This window comes from Phycisphaeraceae bacterium, from assembly GCA_019636795.1.
Lineage (GTDB): Bacteria > Planctomycetota > Phycisphaerae > Phycisphaerales > UBA1924 > JAHBWW01.
Window position 1 is genome coordinate 555,176 of record JAHBWW010000001.1, and the last position, 22,993, is coordinate 578,168.

General features: G+C 60.7%; 18 protein-coding genes and 1 tRNA gene. 15 read left to right on the top strand and 4 right to left on the bottom strand.

Translation table 11 applies throughout. The features are described from left to right. Window positions 1–7 precede the first annotated feature (7 nt). The 3 genes from ruvX to KF757_02350 all read left to right on the top strand — a co-directional run bounded on the left by ruvX (window position 8) and on the right by KF757_02350 (window position 4,062). Window positions 8–448: a Holliday junction resolvase RuvX gene (gene ruvX / locus KF757_02340; protein MBX3321811.1), complete on the top strand. Its 441-nt coding sequence runs from the start codon at window positions 8–10 to the stop codon at window positions 446–448. Between the two features lie 87 nt (window positions 449–535). Further along, window positions 536–1,441, top strand: coding sequence for a hypothetical protein (locus KF757_02345; GenBank protein MBX3321812.1), 906 nt, complete (start codon window positions 536–538; stop codon window positions 1,439–1,441). Next, the gene (locus KF757_02350) at window positions 1,438–4,062 is read left to right on the top strand and encodes a hypothetical protein (GenBank protein MBX3321813.1); all 2,625 of its coding nucleotides are present in this window, start codon (window positions 1,438–1,440) and stop codon (window positions 4,060–4,062) included. Before KF757_02345 ends, KF757_02350 begins: the two co-directional genes overlap by 4 nt. Here KF757_02350 and KF757_02355 read toward each other — a convergent pair. Further along, complete coding sequence (locus tag KF757_02355) at window positions 4,051–4,836, bottom strand: 1-acyl-sn-glycerol-3-phosphate acyltransferase (protein ID MBX3321814.1); 786 nt, start codon at window positions 4,834–4,836, stop codon at window positions 4,051–4,053. The two genes, KF757_02350 and KF757_02355, sit on opposite strands and share 12 nt — an antisense overlap. Before the next feature lie 77 nt (window positions 4,837–4,913). Between KF757_02355 and KF757_02360 the strand changes: the two genes are divergently transcribed. The 6 genes from KF757_02360 (at window position 4,914) to KF757_02385 (ending at window position 13,283) form a co-directional block, all read left to right on the top strand. After that, window positions 4,914–6,302, top strand: a complete 1,389-nt coding sequence (locus tag KF757_02360; GenBank protein ID MBX3321815.1) for a replication-associated recombination protein A — start codon at window positions 4,914–4,916, stop codon at window positions 6,300–6,302. Beyond that, window positions 6,274–6,858: a 5-formyltetrahydrofolate cyclo-ligase gene (locus KF757_02365; protein ID MBX3321816.1), complete on the top strand. Its 585-nt coding sequence runs from the start codon at window positions 6,274–6,276 to the stop codon at window positions 6,856–6,858. Before KF757_02360 ends, KF757_02365 begins: the two co-directional genes overlap by 29 nt. A gap of 8 nt (window positions 6,859–6,866) precedes the next feature. Beyond that, window positions 6,867–8,168, top strand: a complete 1,302-nt coding sequence (locus KF757_02370; protein MBX3321817.1) for a LysM peptidoglycan-binding domain-containing protein — start codon at window positions 6,867–6,869, stop codon at window positions 8,166–8,168. 213 nt (window positions 8,169–8,381) lie between these two features. Continuing rightward, complete coding sequence (locus KF757_02375; protein MBX3321818.1) at window positions 8,382–11,036, top strand: DNA gyrase subunit B; 2,655 nt, start codon at window positions 8,382–8,384, stop codon at window positions 11,034–11,036. A 196-nt stretch (window positions 11,037–11,232) separates the two neighbouring features. Continuing rightward, a complete protein-coding gene (locus KF757_02380; protein MBX3321819.1) occupies window positions 11,233–12,381 on the top strand; it encodes a response regulator in 1,149 nt (382 codons plus the stop codon). A gap of 38 nt (window positions 12,382–12,419) precedes the next feature. Then, complete coding sequence (locus KF757_02385) at window positions 12,420–13,283, top strand: fructosamine kinase family protein (GenBank protein MBX3321820.1); 864 nt, start codon at window positions 12,420–12,422, stop codon at window positions 13,281–13,283. A gap of 16 nt (window positions 13,284–13,299) precedes the next feature. Here KF757_02385 and KF757_02390 read toward each other — a convergent pair. Continuing rightward, window positions 13,300–13,373: transfer RNA gene (locus KF757_02390), tRNA-His, on the bottom strand. A 135-nt stretch (window positions 13,374–13,508) separates the two neighbouring features. Between KF757_02390 and pckA the strand changes: the two genes are divergently transcribed. Next, the gene (gene pckA / locus KF757_02395) at window positions 13,509–15,104 is read left to right on the top strand and encodes a phosphoenolpyruvate carboxykinase (ATP) (GenBank protein MBX3321821.1); all 1,596 of its coding nucleotides are present in this window, start codon (window positions 13,509–13,511) and stop codon (window positions 15,102–15,104) included. Window positions 15,105–15,174: 70 nt separating this feature from the next. Here pckA and KF757_02400 read toward each other — a convergent pair whose 3' ends face one another. Continuing rightward, a complete protein-coding gene (locus KF757_02400) occupies window positions 15,175–16,887 on the bottom strand; it encodes a VCBS repeat-containing protein (GenBank protein MBX3321822.1) in 1,713 nt (570 codons plus the stop codon). Window positions 16,888–17,145: 258 nt separating this feature from the next. Between KF757_02400 and tpiA the strand changes: the two genes are divergently transcribed. The 5 genes from tpiA to KF757_02425 are packed head-to-tail and all read left to right on the top strand — an operon-like array spanning window position 17,146 to window position 21,520. After that, window positions 17,146–17,943: a triose-phosphate isomerase gene (gene tpiA, locus KF757_02405; GenBank protein ID MBX3321823.1), complete on the top strand. Its 798-nt coding sequence runs from the start codon at window positions 17,146–17,148 to the stop codon at window positions 17,941–17,943. A gap of 56 nt (window positions 17,944–17,999) precedes the next feature. Further along, on the top strand, window positions 18,000–18,470 hold the full coding sequence (gene secG / locus KF757_02410; GenBank protein MBX3321824.1) for a preprotein translocase subunit SecG: 471 nt from the start codon (window positions 18,000–18,002) through the stop codon (window positions 18,468–18,470). 30 nt (window positions 18,471–18,500) lie between these two features. Then, window positions 18,501–19,373, top strand: coding sequence for a YicC family protein (locus KF757_02415; protein ID MBX3321825.1), 873 nt, complete (start codon window positions 18,501–18,503; stop codon window positions 19,371–19,373). Between the two features lie 19 nt (window positions 19,374–19,392). Next, window positions 19,393–20,460, top strand: a complete 1,068-nt coding sequence (locus KF757_02420; protein ID MBX3321826.1) for a phosphotransferase — start codon at window positions 19,393–19,395, stop codon at window positions 20,458–20,460. Window position 20,461: 1 nt separating this feature from the next. Then, entirely contained in the window at window positions 20,462–21,520 is a 1,059-nt protein-coding gene (locus KF757_02425; GenBank protein ID MBX3321827.1) for a PDZ domain-containing protein, read from the top strand. 26 nt (window positions 21,521–21,546) lie between these two features. Here KF757_02425 and KF757_02430 read toward each other — a convergent pair whose 3' ends face one another. Further along, window positions 21,547–22,992 (bottom strand): DUF4340 domain-containing protein, encoded by a 1,446-nt coding sequence (locus tag KF757_02430; protein MBX3321828.1) that lies wholly within the window; start codon window positions 22,990–22,992, stop codon window positions 21,547–21,549. Window position 22,993 lies beyond the last annotated feature (1 nt).

The window sequence follows — 22,993 nt, forward strand, 5'->3', positions numbered from 1 at the left end:
ATGGGGCATGCGATATCTGGCGATTGATCTTGGAGACCGGCGAACGGGGCTCGCGCTGGGCGACAGTGTGACGGGCATCGCCAGCCCGTGCGGTCTGATCGAAGTCCCGCTCGAAAGAAACGGAGGCGAAGACCTGCTCCTGGCGATCGAGAAGGCTGCGCTGCGCGAGCTTGGTCCGGCAGGCTCGGCGGGCGAACTGGTGATGGGGCTGCCGCTGAACATGGATGGATCGGAAGGCCCGGCCGCGACGAAGATACGATTGTTTGCCGAACGAGTGGCCCGCAGGACGCTGCGGGTGGTGCATGTGCATGACGAGAGACTGAGCACCGCCGATGCGGATGAACGCATGTCGCGTTCGGGGTTGACGCGGGATCAGAAGAAGCGTCGGCGGGATGCCATCGCGGCTGCGGGTATTCTTCGCAGTTTCCTGAGCGAGCGGGCCGAATAACGTGTCAGGGACAGCGTTGGTACTGACGGCTAGTGATGGAGCGAGTATGAAAGGGTGGGCTGAGTCGTGTTGATATGGATTCAGGTCGTGCTGTTTTTCGTTGGGCTGCTTTCGGGCGGCGGTGGCGCTGCGCCGGCTGCGGGCGGGGCAGAACGCGATGACGAGACGGTGCTGCCTCGGGCGAGCGAACCCAGAACGTTCAAGGACGCGGCGGAGCTGCTCACAGCGCTCGAGATCGCGGACCGCGATATTCGCACTTTTGCATCCGAGATTCGGTACACACGGTTGTTCGAGATTCAGGGTGATGTGCAAACGCGCATCGGAAAGTTGTACTTCAAGACGGATCCGCCACGAGAGACGAGCGCGGCAGCAAATGATTCGGGCATGGTACCTGCACGCCGGCGATGGGTTGCTGTGCGATTCACGGAAATGATCGTGGGCGGCCGCAGAGACAAGCAGGAGCAGGTGTGGGTGTTCGACGGGGAATGGCTCGTCGAAAAGAACCCGACCGAGCGGCAGTTCATCAAACGCCGCATGGTGCGATCGGGCGAGACGTACGACCCGTTGCGCGTCGGCGAGGGGCCTTTCTTCGTCCCGGTCGGTCAGAAGCGCGAAGACATGGAGGTGTACTTCACAGCCGAACTGCGCGAAGTGTCCGACGGCTTGAGCGATGCGTACGACGAATCGCGCGATGCGATGCTGCGGGCGCTGGGGCGCAACCTCGAAGGCACGGTGCAGCTGATGCTGACTCCTAAGCCGGGCTTGCGGCAGGTGCAGGATTTTGCGTTGATCCGGGTGTGGTACGACGCGCGCACGCTGCTGCCTCGGGCGTCGATGTCGATCGACCCGCTGGGTGATATCGATGTGTTTGAACTGTTCAGAGTCGATGTGAATGAAACCAGGGAGAAGATCGGGGCCGACGTGTTCAGCGTCGAAACACCCGGAGCGGGCGAGGGGTACCACGTCGAAGTCATGGACGAGACGCGTCGATGAAGCGCTGGTCGATCCATCTCGTTGGCGTGCTGGGATTCCTGGGGCTGGTCAGCAGTCCTGGGCTTGCACAGGGTCTTCCGCCGTTGTCGCCAGCTGTGACGCAGCGCATCGAGGCCGAGTATCTGACGCCCGAAGAGCGCCGCGACCTGCGTGTGTATCACGGCGTGTGGATGCAAGACGACCTTGATACACCGACCCGGCGTGCGCGGGCGGCATTGATGGTCGGGGCGATTGGTCACGACGTGCTTGGTGAAGATGCGCCGTTTCTCGATCGGGCTGAAGGCATGGTCGAGCGAGGTGAACTCGAGGAGGCGGTTCAGCTGCTCGCGAGCGATGGTTCGGTGCGTGGCCTGCGTCTGCGAGCCGATGCGCTCGCGGGGCTGGGGAGGTTCGAAGAAGCGGATGAAGTGCTCGGCAGTCTCGTGACGCTGATGGCCGGTGAGGTGCTCGGGGCTGAGGAACTGGTTGATGGCGTGCGCGGCCTCCTGCTGCGGATGCAGATTCGCGGCTCGTTGCGTGCAGGCGGGACCGAGTATCGCCAGGTTCTCTCGCTGCTGAACAAGGCCAGAGACGAACTCGATCGTCTGGCGTGGCCGGTGCGGTTGGCCGAGGCCGAATTGCTCTATTCGAGGCACAATCGAGCGCAGGCGCTCCAGGCAGCGGGCGAAGCGCTCAGCCTCAATCCGCGCTGTGCGGGGGCGCTGGCGATCATCGGGCAGTTGCAGGTCGACGGGTTCAATTTCGAGGCTGCCGAGCAGATTGCCCAGGCGCTTGATGAACTCGCCAGCGAGTTCGATTCGATCTCGCCGCAGGCCATGGAGATTCGCGCTCGCGCTCTGCTGCGGCAGCGTGAGGCGCACGAAGCGGATGAACCGATCGAGCAGTTGCTGGGATCGTTTCCGCAGCATCGTCGGGGGCTTGCGCTTGCGGCCGCTGCTGCGGCGGGGGTGTATGACTTCGAGCGCACGAGCGAGTTGCTCCGGCTGTTCGATTTGCTGAGCCCCGGCCATCCACTTGCACTCTACGAGGTCGGGCGGGTGCAGGCCGAGACGCGGCAATATGGCGCGGCTTCGGTGAGTCTGACTGAGGCGATTCGCCGCATGCCCAAGTGGTCTGCACCGCACATCGAACTCGGGCTGCTGGCGATGCAATCGGGTGATGACCAGCAGGCGCTCGAAGCGCTCAAGCATGCGATGGAACTCGACCCGTTCAACGCGCGAGCCTCCAACAGCCTCAAACTCATCGAACAACTGGCGTCGTACGGGCGTGTGGAGAGCGAACACTTCATCGTGCGCTATCGCCCGGGTGTGGATGAGATTCTGGCTCACGAGATGCTGCCGGTTCTGGAGCGCATCCATGCAAGGGTGTGTGGTGATGGACCGGGGGGGATGAATCACGAGCCTGAGGGGCGGACGGTTATTGAACTGATGCCCAACCATGAATGGTTCAGCGTGCGCATCACCGGCATGCCGAGCATTCATACGATGGCGGCCTCGACCGGACCTGTCATCGCAATGGAAGCGCCCAAGGGTGGCGTGGGTTCGATGGCCGGGCCGTATGACTGGCCTCGGGTGCTGCAGCACGAGTACGCGCACACAGTTTCGCTCTCGCGCACCAAGAATCGCATTGCTCATTGGTTGACCGAAGCAGCGGCGGTGTATGTTGAGGATGCGCCGCGCGCAGCTTCGACCTGGAAGTTGCTCGCATCGGCGTATGACGGTGGGATGCTCTTTGATATGCGCGAGATCAACTTCGCGTTTGTTCGACCGCGCAAACCGACAGATCGTGCGCAGGCCTATGCGCAGGGACACTGGATGTACGAGTTCATCATCGAAGGTTGGGGGCCCAAGGCGCCCTTGACGCTGATGGACGAAGCCGCCACGGGCGTTCCCGAGGAAGAAGCGTTCCGACGCGTGCTTGGGCTTGATTATGAGCAGTTTCTCGCGCGGTTCAAGGATTGGGCAGGCGAGGAGCTGACGAGTGTCGGGCTTAGGCAGCCCGTCGGCACGCCCAGTCTGGATGACCTGCTCGAAGAACTGATGACCGAGTGGTCGCAGCGAGAAGTGCCGCCTTCGGCTGCGGAGCGACTCGAGGCGCTGCGGTCGCTGGCGCGCGAGCACTCGGATCATCCGGATGTTCTCGAATCGCTGATTCTGGCCGAGGTTGAGCTGGCGGGAGGGAATCCGACCGAAGCGCTGGTGCCGCACCTTGAGCGTTACGCGAGTCTGCGTCCGATCGACGATCTGCCGCATCGGTTGCTGGCACGTTGGTACTTGGGCAGGTCGGAGCCCGAGGAGTATTTCCGCGCGATCGAGCACCTGGAGTTTCTGGATGTGCGCACGACGGATTCGGCAGTATTCGCAGCCGAATTGGCGAGGCTGTACTTTGAAGCCGACGACTTGGAACGTGCGACCGCCAAGGCTGAGCGGTCGACTCAGATTGCACCCTTCGATCCGAATCAGCGCGAACTGGCTGCCAGGATCGCTCTGCTGCTCAAAGACTATGAGACGGCGGAGCGGCATATCGAAGCGATGACGCGCATCGAGCCTGACCGCGAGCGCAACAGGAGGCTGCTCGAACAGGTGCGCACATTACGGGCGGCTTCGGGTTCAGGCGACTGAACGGTGCTTGCTTGTTGATGCGGTCTTGCCCATGCACCCGGGAACCTTCTGGGTGTCGCCGTCCACTTGGGCCGGGGTGTCGTTCGCGGGCCAGCCCGAGAGATCGAGGAACTGCTGTCGCAGGGTTGTTGAGATTTCGGCTGCGGGCAGGTGGCAGAGCGTTGTTGGTGGGCTGAAGGTGACCGATGAATGGCTCGGGTGCCAGAGACTGGCCCAGGCGGGATCGACCTGTGGCGTGCCATCGATGAACACGGGCAAGACGCGCGCGCCCGATTTACGAACCAGAAGCCCGAGGCCTGGATAGAACGGGAGAATTTGTTGTGGCGGTCGTTCGAGCCCACCTTCGGGAAAGATCCCGAGCACGCCACCGAGCTTGAGGTGATCGAGCGCGCGACGCAGCCCCATGCTTTGCTGCTCGCCGCGGCTGACGAAGATGATTTTTTTCCAGCGCCAGAACCACTCGAGGCGTGGCTCGCGCATGTCGTGAGCCATGATCCAACGGATCTCGAAGGGGCAGACGGACTGGATCAGAATCGGGTCGATGCCGGCGGTGTGGTTGGCAATGACGATCAACGGGCCTGGCGCGCGTGTGTTTGGGATATGATCTTGTCCATTGACCTTGAGGCGGTGGACGAGGCGAACGTACAGGCGCCCCACGCGGTAGAGCACGCCGGACTCGAAGTCGCCGCTGGGGTTATCGTGAATCCAACGGGAGAGCAGACCCACCAAAAGCAGGGATATGAGCACCAGAATTGCCCAGACGACGAGCTCCATGGGTCAGGCATGTTAGCGGGTGCCAATCGAGCGGGCATCTTTGTGAATGCAAGAGTTTGCAAACTCTGGGATGTTGAATGAGCGATCTGTGGGCATCATCGCGTGAGAAGGTTCGGCGGGGGGTTGAACCCCTTGCGGTGCGGATGCGCCCTAGAACGATTGACGAGTTTGTGGGGCAGGGTCAGATTCTTGGAGAGGGGAAACTGCTGCGCCGGATGATTCAGGCCGATGCGATTACATCGCTGATTCTGCATGGCCCTGCGGGGACAGGGAAGACCACGCTGGCTGAGGTGATCGCGGGGGCGACGCGACGGCGCTTCGTGCGCGAGAACGCGGCTTCGGTGGGGGTCAAGCGTGTGCGCGAGGTGATCGACGAAGCGACCGGGGCGCTTGAGTCGACTGGTGTGCGCACGATTCTGTTCCTTGATGAAATTCACCGATTTTCGAAAGCGCAACAGGATGTGCTGCTCGGGGATGTGGAGCGGGGGCTGATTACCCTGATCGGCGCGACGACGGAAAATCCCCTGTTTGCGGTCAACAGCGCGCTCATCAGTCGGAGCACGCTGTTTCGGCTTGAGTCTCTGGGTACTGAGGAAATTGCGCGGGTTGTGAGGCTGGCGATTGCGGACCGGGAGCGGGGATATGGGTCGTTGGACCTGACGGTGACGGATGAGGCGGTCGAGGTCTGGGCGATCAAAAGCGAAGGCGATGCACGGCGTGCGCTGACGGCTCTTGAGGTGGCGGTGCTCAGTTGCCAGAAGCAGGGTCGGGCTTCAGATGCGGCGATCGTGATTGACAAGCAGATCGCGGAAGAGTCGATCCAGGAAAAGGTGGCGGTCTATGGCGATGACGGGCACTATGACGCTGCGAGCGCGATGATCAAGAGTGTTCGCGGGTCGGATCCGGATGCGGCGTTGTACTGGATTGCGCGCATGCTCGAGGCGGGCGAGGATCCTCGATTTATTGCGAGGCGGCTGGCGATTCTGGCGAGCGAAGACATCGGCAATGCGGACCCCAGGGCGATTGTGATTGCCGAGGCGTGCTGGAGCCTGTGCGAGCGGATCGGCATGCCCGAGTGTCGCATCACTCTGGGGCAGACAGCGGTGTATCTGGCACTTGCGCCCAAGAGCAACGCGTCGTATGTAGCAATTGAGGCAGCCATCGCGGATGTGCGCGAGGGGCGGGTGCTGCCGGTGCCGATGCACTTGCGGGATCCGAACTCGTCGCCGATCGCGGATGAATCGGGCAAAGGCGTGAAGATGCGCAAGCGCGAGGGCGAGAAGTATGAGTACAGCCACAAAGTGGCTGGGAAGGTGACGGGGCAGGATTACCTGGGCGTGGCGAAGAGATATTTTGAGCCCACCGAAGAGGGGGCTGAGAGAATCCTGAAGCAGCGGCTGATCGAGATTCGTCAACTGAGGGAGAGGCGGCAGCAGGATGAGCCAGAACAGACCGACGAAGGCTGAGGTTCGGGCGTCGTTGCGTGCCATCGAGCCTCCGGCGGATCGGGCGCAGGCAGAGGCGGCGATCGTGGAGTCACTGCGCGAGGTGTGCTCGGAGGATGAAAAGGGGGTTCTGGCGTACTTGTGGCTGGGTGATGAGCCTCGGATTGATGATTTGATGCAGTGGTTGCTGTCGCGGGGGCGTTGTGTTTGTGTGCCGATGGTGGATTGGAGTGCTGGGGAGATGGCACCGGGGCGTGTGGGCAATCTGGATTCGCTGGTGACGGGGCGGTATGGTGTGCGAGAGCCTGAAGGCGGGAGCGAGGTTGTGCCGATTCTTGAGATTGGGACTGTGCTTGTGCCGGGGGTTGGGTTTGATCGTGATGGATATCGTCTTGGGCGTGGTGGGGGGTTTTATGACCGGTTTTTGTCACGTCTGGGGCCTGAGGTCCGGCGTGTCGGGGTGGTGTTCGAGAATCGGGTGGTGGCCTGTGTGCCTCGCGACCCGTGGGACGAGAAAGTCGAGCGGATCGTGACCGAACGTGGTGTTGCGGTTGTTCGCGGAGCATTGGAAAGGTGAGTTGATTCATGGCGCTTCCCTCGCAGTCAGCACGAACGTCGAGTTCAGCCGGGCGCAGTTTTTCATCGCGCAGGCGCCGTCGGCGCAGCCCTACCGGGTTGATGGTGATTGGGGGCGGCGTGGTGCTTTGTGGGCTCCTGGTGTATGGGCTGCTCTGGGCGTTTGGGGTTGTTGGCTCGAGCGACGAGCGAACGCCTTCGGAAACGAGGCTGGTGGAAGGGAATCATGAAGAGGTGCTGCCTCGAGCGATCCGCGATCCGATGGGGACGCATCCGAAAATTATCGAGCAGGGTTCAGGCGCGCGGGCGAGTGATGATCAGACGAGCCCGCCTCCACCTCCGGTGGGGATCGAGCAAGCGGACGAGAGGCCCAGGCGGAACCTGCTGCGAGAGGGTCTGGAGCAGCAAGGGACGAACGGAACGAGGCCAGAGGGCGAAGTGCTGGCGACGAACACTGGCGGGCAGCCGAGGGAAGCAGAGAAGGGTACTCCGCCGCCAGCGCAGGTGCCGATTTCGAATCCACCTGCGCCAAACTACTCGACGCGGTTTGCCGATGCCGAGCGCATGGTGCAGCGGAATGAGCTGGTGCAGGCCAGGCAGGTGATGAGCGAGTTGCTGCGGGATCGCACGATTTCGGAGGCTGAGAAGACAGCGGTGCGTCGGCGACTTGGCGCGATCAACGCGGATCTGGTGTTCAGCCCGAAGGTGTATGCGGGCGATCCGCTGACTGAGTCGTATGAAGTGAAGTCGGGCGACAGTCTGGCGCGCATTGCGCAGAGGCGAGAGTTGGCGGTTCACTGGAAACTGATTCAACGGGTCAATGGGCTGGCGAATCCGAATCAGATTCGACTTGGGCAGAAGTTGAAGCTGGTTCGCGGGCCGTTCCACGCGGTGGTGGACAAGAGTGATTTTCGGTTGGATTTGTATCACGGGCAGCCGAACGCGCCGGAGTCGTGGGTGTATATCCGGTCTTTTGCGGTTGGTCTGGGCAAAGACGACGGGACGCCGGTGGGGAACTTTGTAGTGATGCGGGGTTCGAAGGTGGAGGATCCATCGTGGGTGAACCCGACCAACCCGTCGGAGCGTTATGCGTCGAAGGACCCGAAGAATCCGCTCGGGAAGTTCTGGGTTGGGATCGAAGGGCTGGGCGATTCGGCGGGCTATGTGGGCTTTGGGTTGCACGGGACGATTGAGCCTGAGACGATTGGGACGGAAGCGTCGCTGGGGTGTGTGAGGCTTGGGGCTGAGGACATTGCGATGGTGTATGAGATGCTCGAAGAGGGGATCAGCATCGTCCGAATTGTGCCTTGAAAATTGGGGGTTAGAGCGAATTTGGGCGGTCGCTGCGGGTCGTTTTCGCGCGGTGGTTGCGCTATAATCCGGGGCAGCGTTTCCAGGCGACTTGAGAGGTTCGAGCGCGGGCTTTTTGCGGCAGGAGTTTGACTCTGCCGCAGCCCAGGCAACGCGTCGGGGATGCTTGAATCGGGCATGCGTATGGCGTGAGCCCGTGGAGACAAATTTCGCATGACCAGAGTTGAACCGGTTCCTCCGAGCGCGAGCCACAACGGGTACGGCGCGGACCAGATCAAGGTGCTTGAAGGGCTCGAAGCGGTCCGCAAGCGCCCCGGGATGTATATCGGTGGCACGGGCATCAACGCGCTGCATCATCTTGTCTACGAGACGGTGGACAACTCGATCGACGAAGCGATGGCGGGGTACGCGACGGCGGTCAATGTGTCGATTCTGGCTGATGGTTCGGTGAGCGTTTCGGACGATGGACGCGGTATCCCGGTCGACCCGGTCAAGCACGAAGACCCGAATCTCAACGGTAAATCTGCGATCGAAGTCGTGATGACCAAGCTGCACGCGGGCGGGAAGTTCGGGCAGGAAGGAAGCGCGTACAAGGTTTCGGGCGGGTTGCATGGCGTGGGTGTGAGCTGCGTCAACGCGCTGTCGGAATATCTGCACACCGAGGTGTATCGGGATGGACAGCGGTATGTGATCGTGTTTGAACGCGGGCGCGTGACGACGCCTTTGCATGTGGATGGCCCGATCCCCGAGGGGGCGTGGCGGCGGACCGGTACGACGGTGACATTCAAGCCTGATTCGACAATCTTTCCGGATGTGGAGTTCAACTTCACGACTCTTGCGGCGCGGCTTCGGGAGTTGTCGTATCTCAATCCGGGAGTGACGATCAGGCTGAAGGACGAGCGCGTGGGCGCCGACGGCAAGCCTCGGGCCGAGGTGTATCGGGCGGATCACGGACTTCTGGAGTATGTGCAGCACCTGATGATCGGGAAGAACGCGGTCTCGAGCCCGGTGTTTCTGCGCAAGGCTGAAGGCGATCAGGTGTGCGAGGTGGCGCTGCAGTATCACGACGGGTACAACGAGTTGTTGTTCTCGTTTGCCAACAACATCAACAATGTCGATGGTGGCACGCATGCGCAGGGTTTCAAGGTCGCGCTGACGCGCACGCTCAATGGATATTCCCGGCGTATCGGGATCATCAAGGAAAAGGATCCGGTGCCGACGGGCGAGGATCTGCGTGAGGGGATTGTGGCGATTGTGTCGGTGAAACTCCCGGATCCGACGTTCAACAATCAGCCGAAGGAAAGGCTGCTCAATCCGGAGATCGAGGGTTTTGTGAGTTCGGCGGTGGGAGAGGCGCTCGAGGCGTGGCTTGAGGAGCATCCTTCGGAAGCCAAGAGGCTGTGTCTGAAAGGGATCGTGGCGGCACAGGCGCGCGAGGCGGCGCGCAAGGCGCGCGAGTTGACACGGCGCAAGACGGCGCTGGACTCGGGCTCGATGCCTCACAAGCTGCGAGACTGCAAAACCAAGGATGTCGATCGGAGCGAGTTGTTTCTGGTGGAAGGCGATTCTGCGGGTGGGTCGGCGACGCAGGGGCGCGATACGGATACGCAGGCGATTCTGCCGCTGCGGGGCAAGTTGCTCAATGTCGAAAAGGCGCGCATCGACAAGATGCTGCAGCACGAGGAAATCAGGACGTTGATTCAGGCGCTGCGCTGCGGCATCGGGCCGGAGTTTGATATCTCACGCCTGCGGTATGGCAGAGTCATCATCATGACGGACGCCGATGTCGACGGCAGCCACATTCGCACGTTGCTCTTGACGTTTCTGTTCCGGCACATGCCCGACTTGATTCGGCGTGGGCATGTGTACATCGCGCAGCCTCCGCTGTATCAGATTCTCAAGGGGCGCAAGTCGCGGTATGTGCTCAATGACAAGTTGCTGGGCGATGTGCTGACGGAGATCGGGCTTGAGGACGCGGTTTTGATTGTGCGCGACACGCTGAGAGAGGATGACGACGCCGAGCCGGTGGTTGTCAGACGCATCGAGGGTTCGGATGCGCGGCGTGTGGTGCATCTTTTGCGGCGGCTCAAGGAACTGGTGGAGATTGCCGAGCGTCGAGGGGTTCGGTTTGCAGACCTGCTGAGTGTGCGTCAGGACGGGCGACTGCCGACGCACAAGGTGAGTTGTCGCGCTCTGAACCTGTACGCGTGGAGCGAGCAGGACGCCAACAGCCTTGTGAACGAACGTGGGTGGTCGCTGGAAGACACGGCGATTATCGATGCAGAGTCGGAAGTTGAAGAGATTGATCCGGAACGTTCGCGTAATGCGGCGCAGCGTGAGCAGGTCGGCAAGCCGATTGCGACCATTCGTGAACTGCACGAAAACCGCGAGCTTGAGAAGTTGATTACGGAACTGGGGCAGTTTTCGCTGGATATCTCGGACTATGGACTGGTGCAGGAAGAGTCGGTGACGGGTGCAAAGCTGCCTACGAAGTATGCCTGGGTGACGAGCAGGGCGACCAAGGCCAGTGTGCGTGATTCTGAGGAATCGGCGGAAGGTGCAGCTGTTGAGCCGGAGACGGCATTGCGCGTCGTCGAAGCGGCTAACCTGCCCGAGATTTTGCGGACGCTGCACGATATCGGACGGCGTGGGATGGAGATCAAGCGGTTCAAGGGTCTGGGTGAAATGGACGCTGAGCAGTTGTGGGAAACCACGATGGACGTTTCGCGCCGGACGCTCTTGCGGGTGACGTGGGAACAGGCTGGGGATGCGGATTCGCTGTTCAGTATCCTGATGGGCAAACTTGTCGAGCCTCGGCGGAAGTTCATCGAGGATCACGCACTTGAGGTCAAGAATCTGGACGTGTGAGACTCTCGAAGGAGCGATTCACAAACTGACCCATCCGAACGTACCGTTCGGGTGGGTTGTGTTGTTTATGCGATGGAGAGGGTTGAATCAGGCGGTGCAGTCAGTCTTTCCCGTCGGCAATCGGCTTTACATGGCGAAACTGCGACGGCTGGCAAGTCGATAGTTCTGGGGGACTTATCGACGAGGCGACCACCGCATGAACAAGAACGCAAAGCCTTCTCGCAGCAGCAGGCTTGACACGAGCCGGGTCAATACGCTTGGCAGCCAGGCGAAGAACCTCAATGACCTGCTCGATGATCTGGACCGCGCGCCCGGTACACGATCGTCGAAGCGAAACCACGCGCGGTCACCATTTCGTGCGCAGGCGATTGCGACGACGATTCGTCAGGCGGACGGCGGCGAAGTGCATTTGCGCCTTGCGTGCCGCAATCTTTCGATCGGAGGGATAAGCCTGTTGCACAGCGCGTATCTGCATCCAGGCACCAGCGTCGTGGTGAACCTGCCCCTGGCGGTGGGTGGAACGAGGATGATCAAGGGCAAGATTGTTCGATGCGCACATGTGCGGGGGATGATCCACGAGGTAGGCGTGAGGTTTGGTGAGCAGATCAACCTGAGAGACTTTCAGCGGTCAGATCCGTTCGGAATGGAGTTTTCGTACGAGAACGTGAAACCGAGCGACCTGAAGGGCCTGGTGGTGCATCTGGATCCGTCGGAGATTGATCGCAAGATCGTCAGGCACTTTCTGCGCGACACGTCGCTGTCGATTCGTGGGTGCGAGACTGCGGCCGAAGCGAGGGAGCTGATCGAGAAGGGGTGCGACCTGATCATCATGGAGTATGGGCTGACGGATACAGACGGAGCGGTGTTGACCTCGTCGCTGCGGTGTGAGGGACAGATGCACCCTGTGATCATGGTGAGCAGCAACACAACGCCCGAGGCTGCGGAGATGATTCGGCGCAGTGCGGTGGAAGTGTTTCTGCCCAAGCCGATCGATCCGGATCGATTGATGAGCGCGATTGCGGAGTTTCTGCTTCCGACGGGCAGGGCGCGGGAGCAGAGTGGGAGCGATTCGGAGGCGATGAAGGAGTTGGCTGCGCTGTTCAGCAAAGATCTGGTGGCGTATGCCGATCGTCTTGAATCTGCACTGAGCGAGCAAAGTTCCGAGGGGGTACTGCAGATTGCGCAGCAGATCCGTGGGACGGCGTTGTCGCTGGGGTTTGGGTCTTTAGGCGCGATGTCGGGCGAGGTTGCGGATCGGCTGGGACGGAAGCAACCTTTGTCGGCCGTGGTGCGGCAGGTGCGCAGCCTGATCACAAGTTGCCGATCATTTCGGCCCGTATCCTGAGAGGCATCGGCAAGGCCGGTGGACTCGGGAGAAAAGGCGTGAGTGTCGAGCGGGCTGTGCTGAACCAGATTGAAGAGGTTGTCGGTGTGCGAGCGAGCGGCACGCGCGCGCTTGCTGGGGGGTGCATAGCCGAGGTTCATCGGCTTGATTTTGTCGATGGTCAGCGACTGGTTGCGAAGGTTGATCGCGGCCCAACGCCTCGGTTGGATGTCGAGGGGCTGATGCTGGCGGAGTTGGCGAGGCGAACGAGTCTGCGTGTGCCTCATGTGATCGTGTCGGAGCCTGGCCTTCTGCTCATGGAGTTCATCGAATCGGACGGCGTGGTCAGCGATGGGGGGCGGGAAGAGTTTGCCGATGCGATGGCTGCATTGCATCGAGTGCGAACTGAGAAGTATGGGTTTGGGCGCGACACGTTGATTGGGCCGATGACCCAGCCGAACGTGGACTCGAACGAATGGGCGTCTTTTTTTGCGGAGTATCGATTAAGGAGGTTCTCGGACGAAGCGAGACGCAGTGCTCGGCTTCCGGACGAACTTCACAGGCGGTGTTTGGAATTGGCGGATCGGCTTGCGGACGAACTCGAAGCGACAGAGGGGCCAGTGCTGATCCACGGTGATTGCTGGTCGGGGAATGTCCTGTGGCACAGCGGGCGATTTGCGGGTGTCATCGATCCGGCGATCTATCACGCCGAGCGGGAGGTGGAACTGGCGTTCATGGACTTGATGGGATCGTTCGGGAGCGCGTTCTGGGGGCGCTATGAAGAGCTGTTTCCAATTCAGCCCGGATTCTGGGAGCGACGGCGGCGAATCTACCAGTTATACCCGCTGCTGGTGCATGTGCATTTGTTTGGTGGGGGGTATGTCGGCGCGGTGGCCGAGGCGCTTGATGCGGCAGGCGCATAAAGGCCAAAAAAGGAAGGGTGATCGACGGGGCTCGAACCCGCGGCCTCCTGGACCACAACCAGGTGCTCTAACCTGCTGAGCTACGATCACCATCTGGGCCAAATGAGGCCGAGTGGGGCACCTCTAGAGTACGAGCGTAACAGGGTCCGGGTCAATCTGAACGCGACACGTCGGGGGGCAATGCCTAGGATCCCGACCCAATAGGCTGTCTGGAGTTGTGACACGATGCCTGTGAAATATGGACCGAGCCTGGACCTGTCAGCGGGTCGGGCATTGACGAACCTGTCTTCTGCGGAGTTGGTGGAATATGCACTGCGGGCCGGCGAGGGTCGGCTTGCGTCTAATGGTGCCCTCGTCTGCTCGACCGGTGCCCGCACCGGGCGGAGCCCGAAGGACAAGTTTCTCGAAGATACAGCAGGCATCCACGACAAGATCTGGTGGGGCAATGTCAACGTTGCCATAAGCCCGGAGAAGTTCGATCGTGCGGTTGAGATCGCGACGCGGTATCTCAACAGCCTTGATCGCGTTTTTGTGTTTGATGGGTTCGCGGGCGCGGAGGCGAAGCATCGGCTGGGTGTTCGCGTGGTCAGCGGGTATGCGTGGCACTCTCTGTTTGCGCAAACGCTCTTTATCGAGCCGGGTTCTCCAGCCGACGCGGGCGACGGTTCGTGGAAGCAGGACTGGACGATTCTGGCTGCTGGAGCGCACGAACTGACTCGTGATGAGCAACAGGAACTTGGTCATGCGTCACCGGTGCTGATTGCCCAGTCGCTCGAGCGCAAGACTGTTGTGATTCTGGGGACGCAGTACGCGGGCGAGATCAAGAAGAGTATTTTCTACGCGATGAACTTTGACATGCCCGAAGCCGGCGTGTTTCCGATGCACTGTTCGTGCAATGTCGATGCGAAGGATCCTTCGAATGTTGCGCTGTTCTTCGGACTTTCGGGCACGGGCAAGACGACGCTCTCGGCCGATCCGAACCGGGCTCTTGTCGGCGACGACGAGCATGGGTGGGGCCCGAGCGGGATTTTCAACTTCGAGGGCGGGTGCTACGCGAAGTGCATTCGTCTGAGCGAAGAGGGCGAGCCGCAGATCTGGAATGCGATTCGGTTCGGGAGCGTGCTCGAAAACGTGATGATCGATGCGAAAACTCGTCGGCCGGATTATGACGATGGGTCGATGACGGAGAACTCACGTGTGACCTATCCGGTGGACTTCATCCCGGGCGCGAAAATACCTTCAGTGGCGGGACACGCAAAGAACGTGATTTTTCTGACTGCCGATGCGTTTGGGGTGGTGCCGCCTGTGAGTCGTTTGTCGCCTGAACAAGCGATGTACTACTTCATCAATGGGTACACATCGAAACTTGCGGGAACCGAAGCGGGCGTGACGGAGCCTGTGCCGAACTTCAGCCCGTGTTTTGGCGGCCCGTTCCTGCCGCGTCCTCCCGGGGAGTATGCGGCGATGCTGGCCGAGCGGATTCGCAAGCACAATGCGAACGTGTGGCTGCTGAACACAGGGTGGACTGGCGGCGGCTACGGCAAGGGGCATCGTTTCGAACTCAAGTACACGCGGCAGATGGTGTCGCAAATCTTGAGCGGGGAACTGGCTCGAGGCTCGTTCGAGGCCGACCCGGTGTTTGGTCTGTCGATTCCGACTCGAGTGGCGGGGGTGCCGGACAGCGTGCTTCGCCCTCGGAACACGTGGGCGGACGGGACGGCGTATGACGCCAAGGCACGGCATCTGGCACAACTCTTCCGCGAGAACGCGAGCAAGTATGACTTGTCTGCGGAGATTATCGCGGCGGGGCCTAGAGGCTGAGATTCCTCATTTGCAGTTCAATCGAGATGTGCGAGCTCGAGTCGTCGATCCTGTCTGAATGACGCACTGATCAAGGCGTGCGTACTGCCGGGGAATTGCTGCCCGAGGCGCTCTGAAGGCGTTTGGTCATGGCGAGGATGTCGATCAAGGTGACGCGGCAGTCGCCGTTGATATCAAAGATCTCGTGACCGGGTTGAAGTTCGCCGCCGCCGAGTGCTTGCATGACATGAATGGCCTGCTCGATCTCGCTGGTGGAGATGACGCCGTCGTTGTTGACGTCTCCGAGGCGTGAGGGCGGGTAGATGTTCCAAGTGTGGTTCGCGGGATACCCGGTGAGTGTGCGGCGGACATTGCTGTTTGGCCAGCGTACTTCGATGGTTTGTGTGGCGAGTGTGAATGGGCCGAGTCCGAAGTGAAGGACGGTCTGATTCTGGCTTAGATAGTTGCCCCCTGAGAAGACTTCTCGCATCTGAGAGATGTTGTTGGCGGTGAGTCGGACGACTGCGCCGATGGCCTTGGTGTTGGGGCCGTAGCCGACGACGTTGAGTTTGATCCAGTGATTGTCCTGTCCGACAGTATTGATGAAGACTCGTAGCGGTTGGTTGATATTCGAGACGATCATGTCGAGATCGCCGTCACCGTCAATGTCGCCGTAGGCGAAGGTGTATGAGGTTGCGAGTTCGCCCAGGCCGCTCGTGGGGGTGACATCGGTAAATGGGAATGAGCCGTTGTTGCGAAAGAGTCGATTGGGCGCCATCTCATTGCAGACGAACAGATCGAGGTCGGTGTCGTTGTCGTAGTCGAAGAATCCGGTGGCCCAGCCGAGGGCGAAGACTTCGAGTTCGGCTGCTGCGGTGGCATCGGAGAATGTGCCGTCGCCGTTGTTGAGCATGAGCAGATTGCCCGGCGGCAAGTTGGTCATGTAGACATCCTGAAAGCCGTTGCCGGAGATATCGCCAACAGCAAAGCCCATGCAGTCAAGGTTTGCTTCCATGTTGGCCTGCTGGGTGATTTCGGTGAATGTGCCATCACCGTTGTTACGGTAGAGACGGTTGGTGAAGGGGCTATCGAATCCTTTGTCAGTGCCGAGGTAGAGGTCGGGGTCGCCGTCGTTGTCGAAGTCGAACCACAAGGCGAGAAGAGTTGGGTCGCCGGTCGCTTGTACGCCGAGCTGAACAGAGACATCGGTGAAAGTGCCGTTGCCATTGTTGCGGAAGAGTTGATTCTCAATGAAGTTGCCTTCGGTGCCGGTGCGGTTGCAGAGGTATACGTCGAGCCATCCGTCGCCGTCGTAGTCGGCCCAATTGGCACCGATGCCATAGCCACCGCTGTTGAGGCCTGAGGCAACTGAGACATCGGTGAAGCTGAAGTTGCCATCGTTGCGGTACAGGCGATCTGGATGGCCAGCACGGACAAGATGGAGGTCAAGGTCTCCGTCCCCGTCGAAATCGATTGCAGTAACGCTTGTCACCCACGTCGTTGGCGGGATTCCGCTCTGTGCAGAGCGGTTGGTGAACTGCCCAGAGCCGTTGTTCTGGAAGATGCCGACGACGCCCGAGTTTGCTCCGAGAGCGATTATGTCAAGGTGTCCGTTGCCGTTGAGGTCTGCCAATGCGACGCCTTGACCGATAAACGAGTTGTTTGATCCAACGGTGTAATTGACGCCCCTGGCCAGGGCCTGGTTGACGAATGTGTTCTGCGCCTGAGACAGACTGGCAAACGTCGCAGGAACAAGAAATGCTGCAACTGTTCTCAGTTGATTCGCGTAGCCTAAGAGTTCCATTTCTCCCTCCATCATTGCGAGCGGGAAAAATCGCAACCACACCCTTGCCGTCATGCGGCTTGCAATCGATGTGACCGGATTTCCGTTACACACACTACCACAATTGCTCCGTATTTGGAAGCAATTTTTGGATTTAGGGATACCCTCGAGTTATCAGGTATACCACCTCGATGTCCGAGATTCTCCAAGCCGTGAAGCGAGCGGTTCGCAGCGAGGGTGTCTACTGTCTGCTTTCAATGGTCTCAGAGGCAGATTGGCATGACGCGAAGGCCCTACGTTGGCGGAAACTGGAAAATGAACACTGGCGTGCTCTCGGCCGGGGCGCTGGCACGGGGCATTGCGGGCGACCTTGTCGATCAGCCGCCGTGTGATGTCACGATTTTTCCACCGTTTCCGTACCTGTTGAGCGTCAACTCGATTCTCAGAGAACGCGGGGTTGGGTTGCGGCTTGGTTCGCAGGATGTCTACCACCAGCCTAACGGAGCCTTTACGGGCGAAGTTTCCGCCGAGATGCTCATCGACTGTGGTGTTCGGTCCGTGCTGGTTGGTCACAGCGAAAGGCGACATGTCATCGGAGAGTCCGATGGGCTGATCCGGCAGAAGTTGATCGCGGGGCTTGATGCGGGGTTGGAGGTCGTGCTTTGCATCGGTGAGACGCTCGAACAGCGCAATGCGGGTGAAACTGACCTGGTGAATGTGCGACAACTCGAGGCGGGATTATCTGATTTGGGTTTCGAGCGGATGAGCAAGGTGGTGATTGCGTACGAGCCGGTTTGGGCGATCGGGACCGGGCGGACCGCGACTCCGGCTGATGCTCAGGACGCGCACGAGAAGATCAGAGCGTGGCTGAGCGCGACTTTCAACGATCAGGTGGCACAAGAGACTCGGATTATTTATGGTGGGTCTGCCAAGCCAGCGAACGCGGCCGAGTTGTTTTCGCAACCTGATGTTGATGGGGGGCTGATCGGGGGTGCATCGCTGGTATCGGCCGATTTCGTCCGAATTGTGCGCGCAGCGGTCGCGTCGCGAAGGATGCAGCACGATTCCCGGGGTTGATGGGTCGACCTACGATGGGTGCGGCGCGGAGCTCGCGTCGGTGGGAGTATTTTGACATGGTTTTGACACTGGGCTTGAGTCCATGGATTGCGTCGATCCTGATTGCGCTGTTTCTGGTGATCTGCGTGCTGATGATTCTGATCGTGCTGATTCAGAGGCCTCAGGGAGGCGGACTGAGTGGGGCGTTCGGGTCTGGGAGCGGCGGGTCTGGTCAAACGGCGTTCGGGACCAAGACGGGTGATGCTCTGACATTCGCGACGATCGGTATTTTCGTGACGTACTTGCTTCTGGCGGTGGGGCTGCAGTTTGCAGCTCGTCCTGAGGCGCCTGCAAGGGGTCCTGCTGTGATTGAGTCGAGCGATCGGTTTCCGGAGGACTTTGCGCCTCCTGCCGGGCAAGTGCCTGCGCCGGTCGAGGACACGCCTGTGCCGCCTGCGGTGCCGAGTGCGGTTGATGATGAGTCGGGCGCACCATCGCCGGGCTCTGAGGGTTCTCAAGACTCGAGTCAGGCGGACGATGGGTTCTAGAAGGTCGGAAGGGCAACTTTGATTCGGAGCATGACCGGATTTGGAGACGCATCGGCCCAGCGCGACGGCGCGCACTTTTTTGTCGAGGTCCGGTCGCTGAACAACAAGTATCTCAAGGCTGTCATTCGGCTGCCCGAGTCGCTGCAATCGCTTGAGCCTGAGCTGGAGTCTGTTCTCCGGCATCGACTCGGGCGCGGCACGGTGACGCTGACAGCGAGCATCTCGGATCAATCGGCCAGCGCGGCGATGGAAATCAACCACGACGCGCTTCAGAAATATGTGGATCAACTTGAGAAGGCTCCGGCGTTTGCTCAGGGAAAGGTCAGGATGGACCTGGCGGCGCTGCTGACGCTGCCTGGTGTGCTTCAGCCTCCGAGCGACGAGGAGGAGAGGCTGCACCGGACGCGCGATGTGCTGGTCGCGCTGACGGAGGAAGCGTGCGGGGTGCTGATCGAACGTCGAGCGCGCGAGGGGATGTCGCTGGCGCGCGAACTGGAATCACAACTCGACTTGATGAGTGATCGACTGGAGAAGATCCACGAACGTGCGCCCGATGTGGTCGCCGATTATGAAAAGCGGCTCAAGGCGCGTGTCGAGGTGCTGCTTCAGGATGCGGAGATGACGACCGATCCGTCGGATCTGATCCGCGAGATTGCGGTGTATGCTGAGAAGACTGATATTCATGAGGAAGTGACGCGTTTGCGCGAGCACATCCGGCATTTCCGTGATCTGATTGCCAGCGAGGTGCCTGTGGGGCGGACGCTGGATTTTCTGAGTCAGGAGTTGCTGCGCGAGGCGAACACGATGGCGAGCAAAAGCCCGAACGCAGAATTGGCGCGCCTGATCGTGGAAATCAAGGGTGCGATCGACCGTGTGAAGGAGCAGGTGCAGAACGTGGAGTGATCGCGAAGGAGCGAGCCTCATGGTCGAACCTGCCAGTGTACCTCCGGACCCCGAACCTGTTGACCTTGCGCGAACGCCTCGAGTCGAACTGGAGCGATTTTCGCCGCGTGAGTTACAGGACGTATGCGCGCGGTATGAACTGGGGAAAATCACGGCGATTCGGGAGTTTCGCAGGGGTTCGCCACAGTCTCCCAAAGTCGTGATCGAGGCGGCGCGAGGGCGGTTCTTGCTCAAGCGGCGAAGTCCGCGCACGGGAGATCCATTCCGCGTGGCGTTTGTGCACGGGGTGCAGTTGTTTCTGGCGGCACGGGGATTCGCGACGCCTCGCATTATCGGCACCCGCGACGACAACAACTCGATGCTCCAGCGTGACGGGTTCGTGTATGAACTCTTTTCATATGTTGATGGGGAGATGTACACGGGGCGTGACAGTGAGGTTGCCGATGCGGGGCGGCAACTGGCACGGTTGCACGCGCTGATTGCGGATCATCGACCGGATCGCGTGATGCCCCAGGCATCGGGCCGCGTCGGGATGGACTTGATCGGAAGTTGCGCGGTGGTGGAGCGCATGGATAAGTCTTTTGCATCGGCGATGGCGCGGATCAAAGCGGCGGCTTTGGCGGCCGATGAAGAGCTGAATCGGAGCGATCTGTCGCGGCGTGATGTCCTGATCGTGCATGGTGACTGGCACCCCGGGAACATGATTTTTCGGGATGCCGAGGTTGCTGCGGTGCTCGATTTTGATTCTGCGCGGTACGCGCCGCCGATTGTCGAGGTGGCCAACGGGCTGCTTCAGTTTTCGATGACGAGGCAGGGGGCGGACCCGCTGCGCTGGCCACTAGAACCCGACGAGCGGAAAGTGAGGATGTTCTGGCGGGGGTATCGAGGTGGGTTGCCGGCCGATGCACCGCTGGTGCCGTATCTGATGATCGAGTTGCTGATTGCCGAGGGGCTCAGGCCGATCATCGAGACCGGCCGGTTCGGACATCTGGACGCATTGACGTGCCTTCGGCTGGTCGCGAGAAAGTGCCAATGGCTTTGTGAAAATGCTGGCGCACTGGCGGGGGTGCTTGCGGTAGAATCATGACATGGCGTATCGATCAATGGTCAACCAAGTTCGATTGGGGCTTGTGCTGGCGAGCGGCTTGTGTGCATGTGCGGGCGCGCAGGTTTCGGCAGAGTTGCTGGCTGCGCTCGACGCGCCGGTCTGGGCGCAGCGCGATGAGGCGATGCGTCGGATGCTGGAGGATCGGGCGGCCAAGTTGGAAGATCTGGAACAATTGGCGCGTTCGGGGGAACTATCGCCCGAGCAGGAGATCCGTGTGCGGCAGGTGGCCCGGCGGTTGTTCGAAATGCGGCGCCTGGCGGGTCTGGGTGTGCAGTTCAGCGGGTTCGGGCCTCAGGGCGTGGTGATCGGGCAGACCATCGAGGGGTTTGATGCTGCCAATCACCTGGTGCCCGGGGACATGGTGCAAGCTGCCAATGGGCAGACGATGCATACACAGGACGAACTGCGGTGGACGATCCTGTCGCTCGATCCGGGGCAGGAAATCGAAATGCGTGTGCTGCGCGGGGGTTCGGTGGTGACGCTGCGGGTCTTGCTGGGGGCGTTTGCGGATCTGCCCGATGCGCAGCGGCCTTCGCAGACGGATCTCGCGTATGCGTTTTACAAGCGATGGCAGCGTCGGGCGTTGCCGCCGCCACGCATGCCGGTGGGGGCTGAGATCTCGATCGAAGACTGGGCGCGTGTGGAGGCTGCGGGTGTTGGGGAGGATCGGTGGCCGATGACGCGTGAGAATGCGTCGCGCATGGTTGGGCTGGGGGGGCAACCACGGTCAAGCACGATACTGCGCGTGGGCGGTCATGATATGGGGCAGGCCGGTTTTTTTGAACGCGACCCGGAGCGCACGCGCATTACCGAGGTTGCAGCGATCGTGGACCGGACGCGTGCGCTGATGCTCCAGCGCACGCTGCTCGAAGAGAGAGCAGTGAACTTCGAGCGTCATGCCGATCTTGCGGGCGATCCGGAACGCAAGCAGCAACTCATCGAGTTGCGCAACCAGACACTGGCCGAGATCATCCGGGTGGATACAGAACTCGCGCAATTGCGAGTGGTGCTCCAGCAGTTGCGAGAAGGGATGCCTTGACGCACTGGCACTGTGGGTTGCGAACGTCAGGCTCCGCGGGGCAGATCGGAGTCGGAGTTGCCCTCGTCGTCGAGCGTTGGTTCTTGCGGATCTGCTCCCGGTTCGTTCTGTCCTTCGCGTGCGAGAAGGTCGCTGAGGCTTGAGAGGAAATTTGCATCGGTGGCGTAGCCTCGCGCGACACGCCCGTCGAGAGCCAATATTCCCGGCGGATCGGTGAGGGGGACGATGGAGAATGTGGCGGCTGCAGGCCCGATGCCCATGTGCAGGGAGACGGTCATGGAGTCGGTTGCCAAGGCTGAAGTCAGACGTACCTGATCGGCTGTGGTGACTGTGAGCGTTTCGAGCAGGGTGGTGACGATGGCAGCATCGCCGGGGAGGAGGGCGGCTTGTCGCGTTGTCCAGCCGAGGCCGCTGCGTTCGAGTGCGAGTGATCGAGTATTCTGTCGGATGATGATGCGTTCGACTGTGTTGTTGGCGAATGTCGCGCCGCGCCTTGACACATAGGGCTCGACTCTGGTGGAGAGGGCATTGAGCGATTCGGTTGCGAGTTCTGCGATGACAGGCCCTGCTAGAAATCTGGCTCGTTCGTTGCCTTCGACGAGTGACCAGGCGAGTTCAGCAAAGACCGACTTTCCGCCGAGGTTCGTTGCGCCACCGACCACGATGCTCTGTCGCAAGAGTGAACCGTCGCCTCGGCGAACTTCGGTTTCGGTGATGATGGTAGCGAGCGGCGTATCGAGACCCGTTCGATCGTCGGCGCGGGTGAGATCGTCGCGGAAGGCGAGGACTTCAACTCCTGCCAAGGTGAGCGCCAGCGAGCGAGAGGCATCTGCGTCAGCGGGAACATTGATTGGCTCGGCCAGTGCCCAGCGTGCGTCCCGTCTTGTCAGTGTGAGGGAGCCAGTGCCCGAAGAGAGTTCGATGAGTGAAGGGCCCGTGGCAAATGGGGCGAGCGCAGCGGGTGATCGCCACGCACCGAGACCGGTTTCGACGAATGCACTGAAGATCGCAGCATCGACATAGCCGCGCACGGGGCGACCTTCATCGGGCTCCTTTTCGATCACGATTCGTCCTGCCATCGGTTGCTGATCGAAGTGGATGAGTTCGGATGAGCCATCCATGAGGACGATGCGCAGGCTCGCACTGCGTTGAATCGGAAGATCGGTCGGCACGATGGGGGCCGAGATCAGCACACGCAGCCCGGCGCGGACGCGCGATTCATCGGCTGGCCATGTTGCCTTGTCGCCCGCCGGTGTGGTCCAGTGCACCATCCAGCGCGGCGAGCCGAGGACTTCCTCGCGCTGGATCGCGGTGGAGCCGACGAGTTCGATGCGTTCGACCGCGGCGGAGTCAAAGGTCATCAGGGCGATCGGGTCGGCGGCGACCGGCTTGCGGAAGTGATCGACGAGGAGGTATGCGCCCAGCAAGAGAAGGGCGATCAAAACGCTGATGATGACGCTGCGCTCGGACATT

What these genes read in the sequence shown, in the direction of transcription:
- KF757_02425 (MBX3321827.1), top strand. Translation starts at nt 20,462, where the DNA reads ATGGCGTATCGATCAATGGTCAACCAAGTTCGATTGGGGCTTGTGCTG.
- KF757_02420 (MBX3321826.1), top strand. Translation starts at nt 19,393, where the DNA reads ATGGTCGAACCTGCCAGTGTACCTCCGGACCCCGAACCTGTTGACCTT.
- pckA (MBX3321821.1), top strand. Translation starts at nt 13,509, where the DNA reads ATGCCTGTGAAATATGGACCGAGCCTGGACCTGTCAGCGGGTCGGGCA.
- KF757_02375 (MBX3321818.1), top strand. Translation starts at nt 8,382, where the DNA reads ATGACCAGAGTTGAACCGGTTCCTCCGAGCGCGAGCCACAACGGGTAC.
- KF757_02415 (MBX3321825.1), top strand. Translation starts at nt 18,501, where the DNA reads ATGACCGGATTTGGAGACGCATCGGCCCAGCGCGACGGCGCGCACTTT.
- KF757_02400 (MBX3321822.1), bottom strand. Translation starts at nt 16,887, where the DNA reads ATGGAACTCTTAGGCTACGCGAATCAACTGAGAACAGTTGCAGCATTT.
- KF757_02355 (MBX3321814.1), bottom strand. Translation starts at nt 4,836, where the DNA reads ATGGAGCTCGTCGTCTGGGCAATTCTGGTGCTCATATCCCTGCTTTTG.
- KF757_02360 (MBX3321815.1), top strand. Translation starts at nt 4,914, where the DNA reads ATGAGCGATCTGTGGGCATCATCGCGTGAGAAGGTTCGGCGGGGGGTT.
- KF757_02370 (MBX3321817.1), top strand. Translation starts at nt 6,867, where the DNA reads ATGGCGCTTCCCTCGCAGTCAGCACGAACGTCGAGTTCAGCCGGGCGC.
- ruvX (MBX3321811.1), top strand. Translation starts at nt 8, where the DNA reads ATGCGATATCTGGCGATTGATCTTGGAGACCGGCGAACGGGGCTCGCG.
- secG (MBX3321824.1), top strand. Translation starts at nt 18,000, where the DNA reads ATGGTTTTGACACTGGGCTTGAGTCCATGGATTGCGTCGATCCTGATT.
- tpiA (MBX3321823.1), top strand. Translation starts at nt 17,146, where the DNA reads ATGACGCGAAGGCCCTACGTTGGCGGAAACTGGAAAATGAACACTGGC.
- KF757_02430 (MBX3321828.1), bottom strand. Translation starts at nt 22,992, where the DNA reads ATGTCCGAGCGCAGCGTCATCATCAGCGTTTTGATCGCCCTTCTCTTG.
- KF757_02380 (MBX3321819.1), top strand. Translation starts at nt 11,233, where the DNA reads ATGAACAAGAACGCAAAGCCTTCTCGCAGCAGCAGGCTTGACACGAGC.
- KF757_02350 (MBX3321813.1), top strand. Translation starts at nt 1,438, where the DNA reads ATGAAGCGCTGGTCGATCCATCTCGTTGGCGTGCTGGGATTCCTGGGG.
- KF757_02365 (MBX3321816.1), top strand. Translation starts at nt 6,274, where the DNA reads ATGAGCCAGAACAGACCGACGAAGGCTGAGGTTCGGGCGTCGTTGCGT.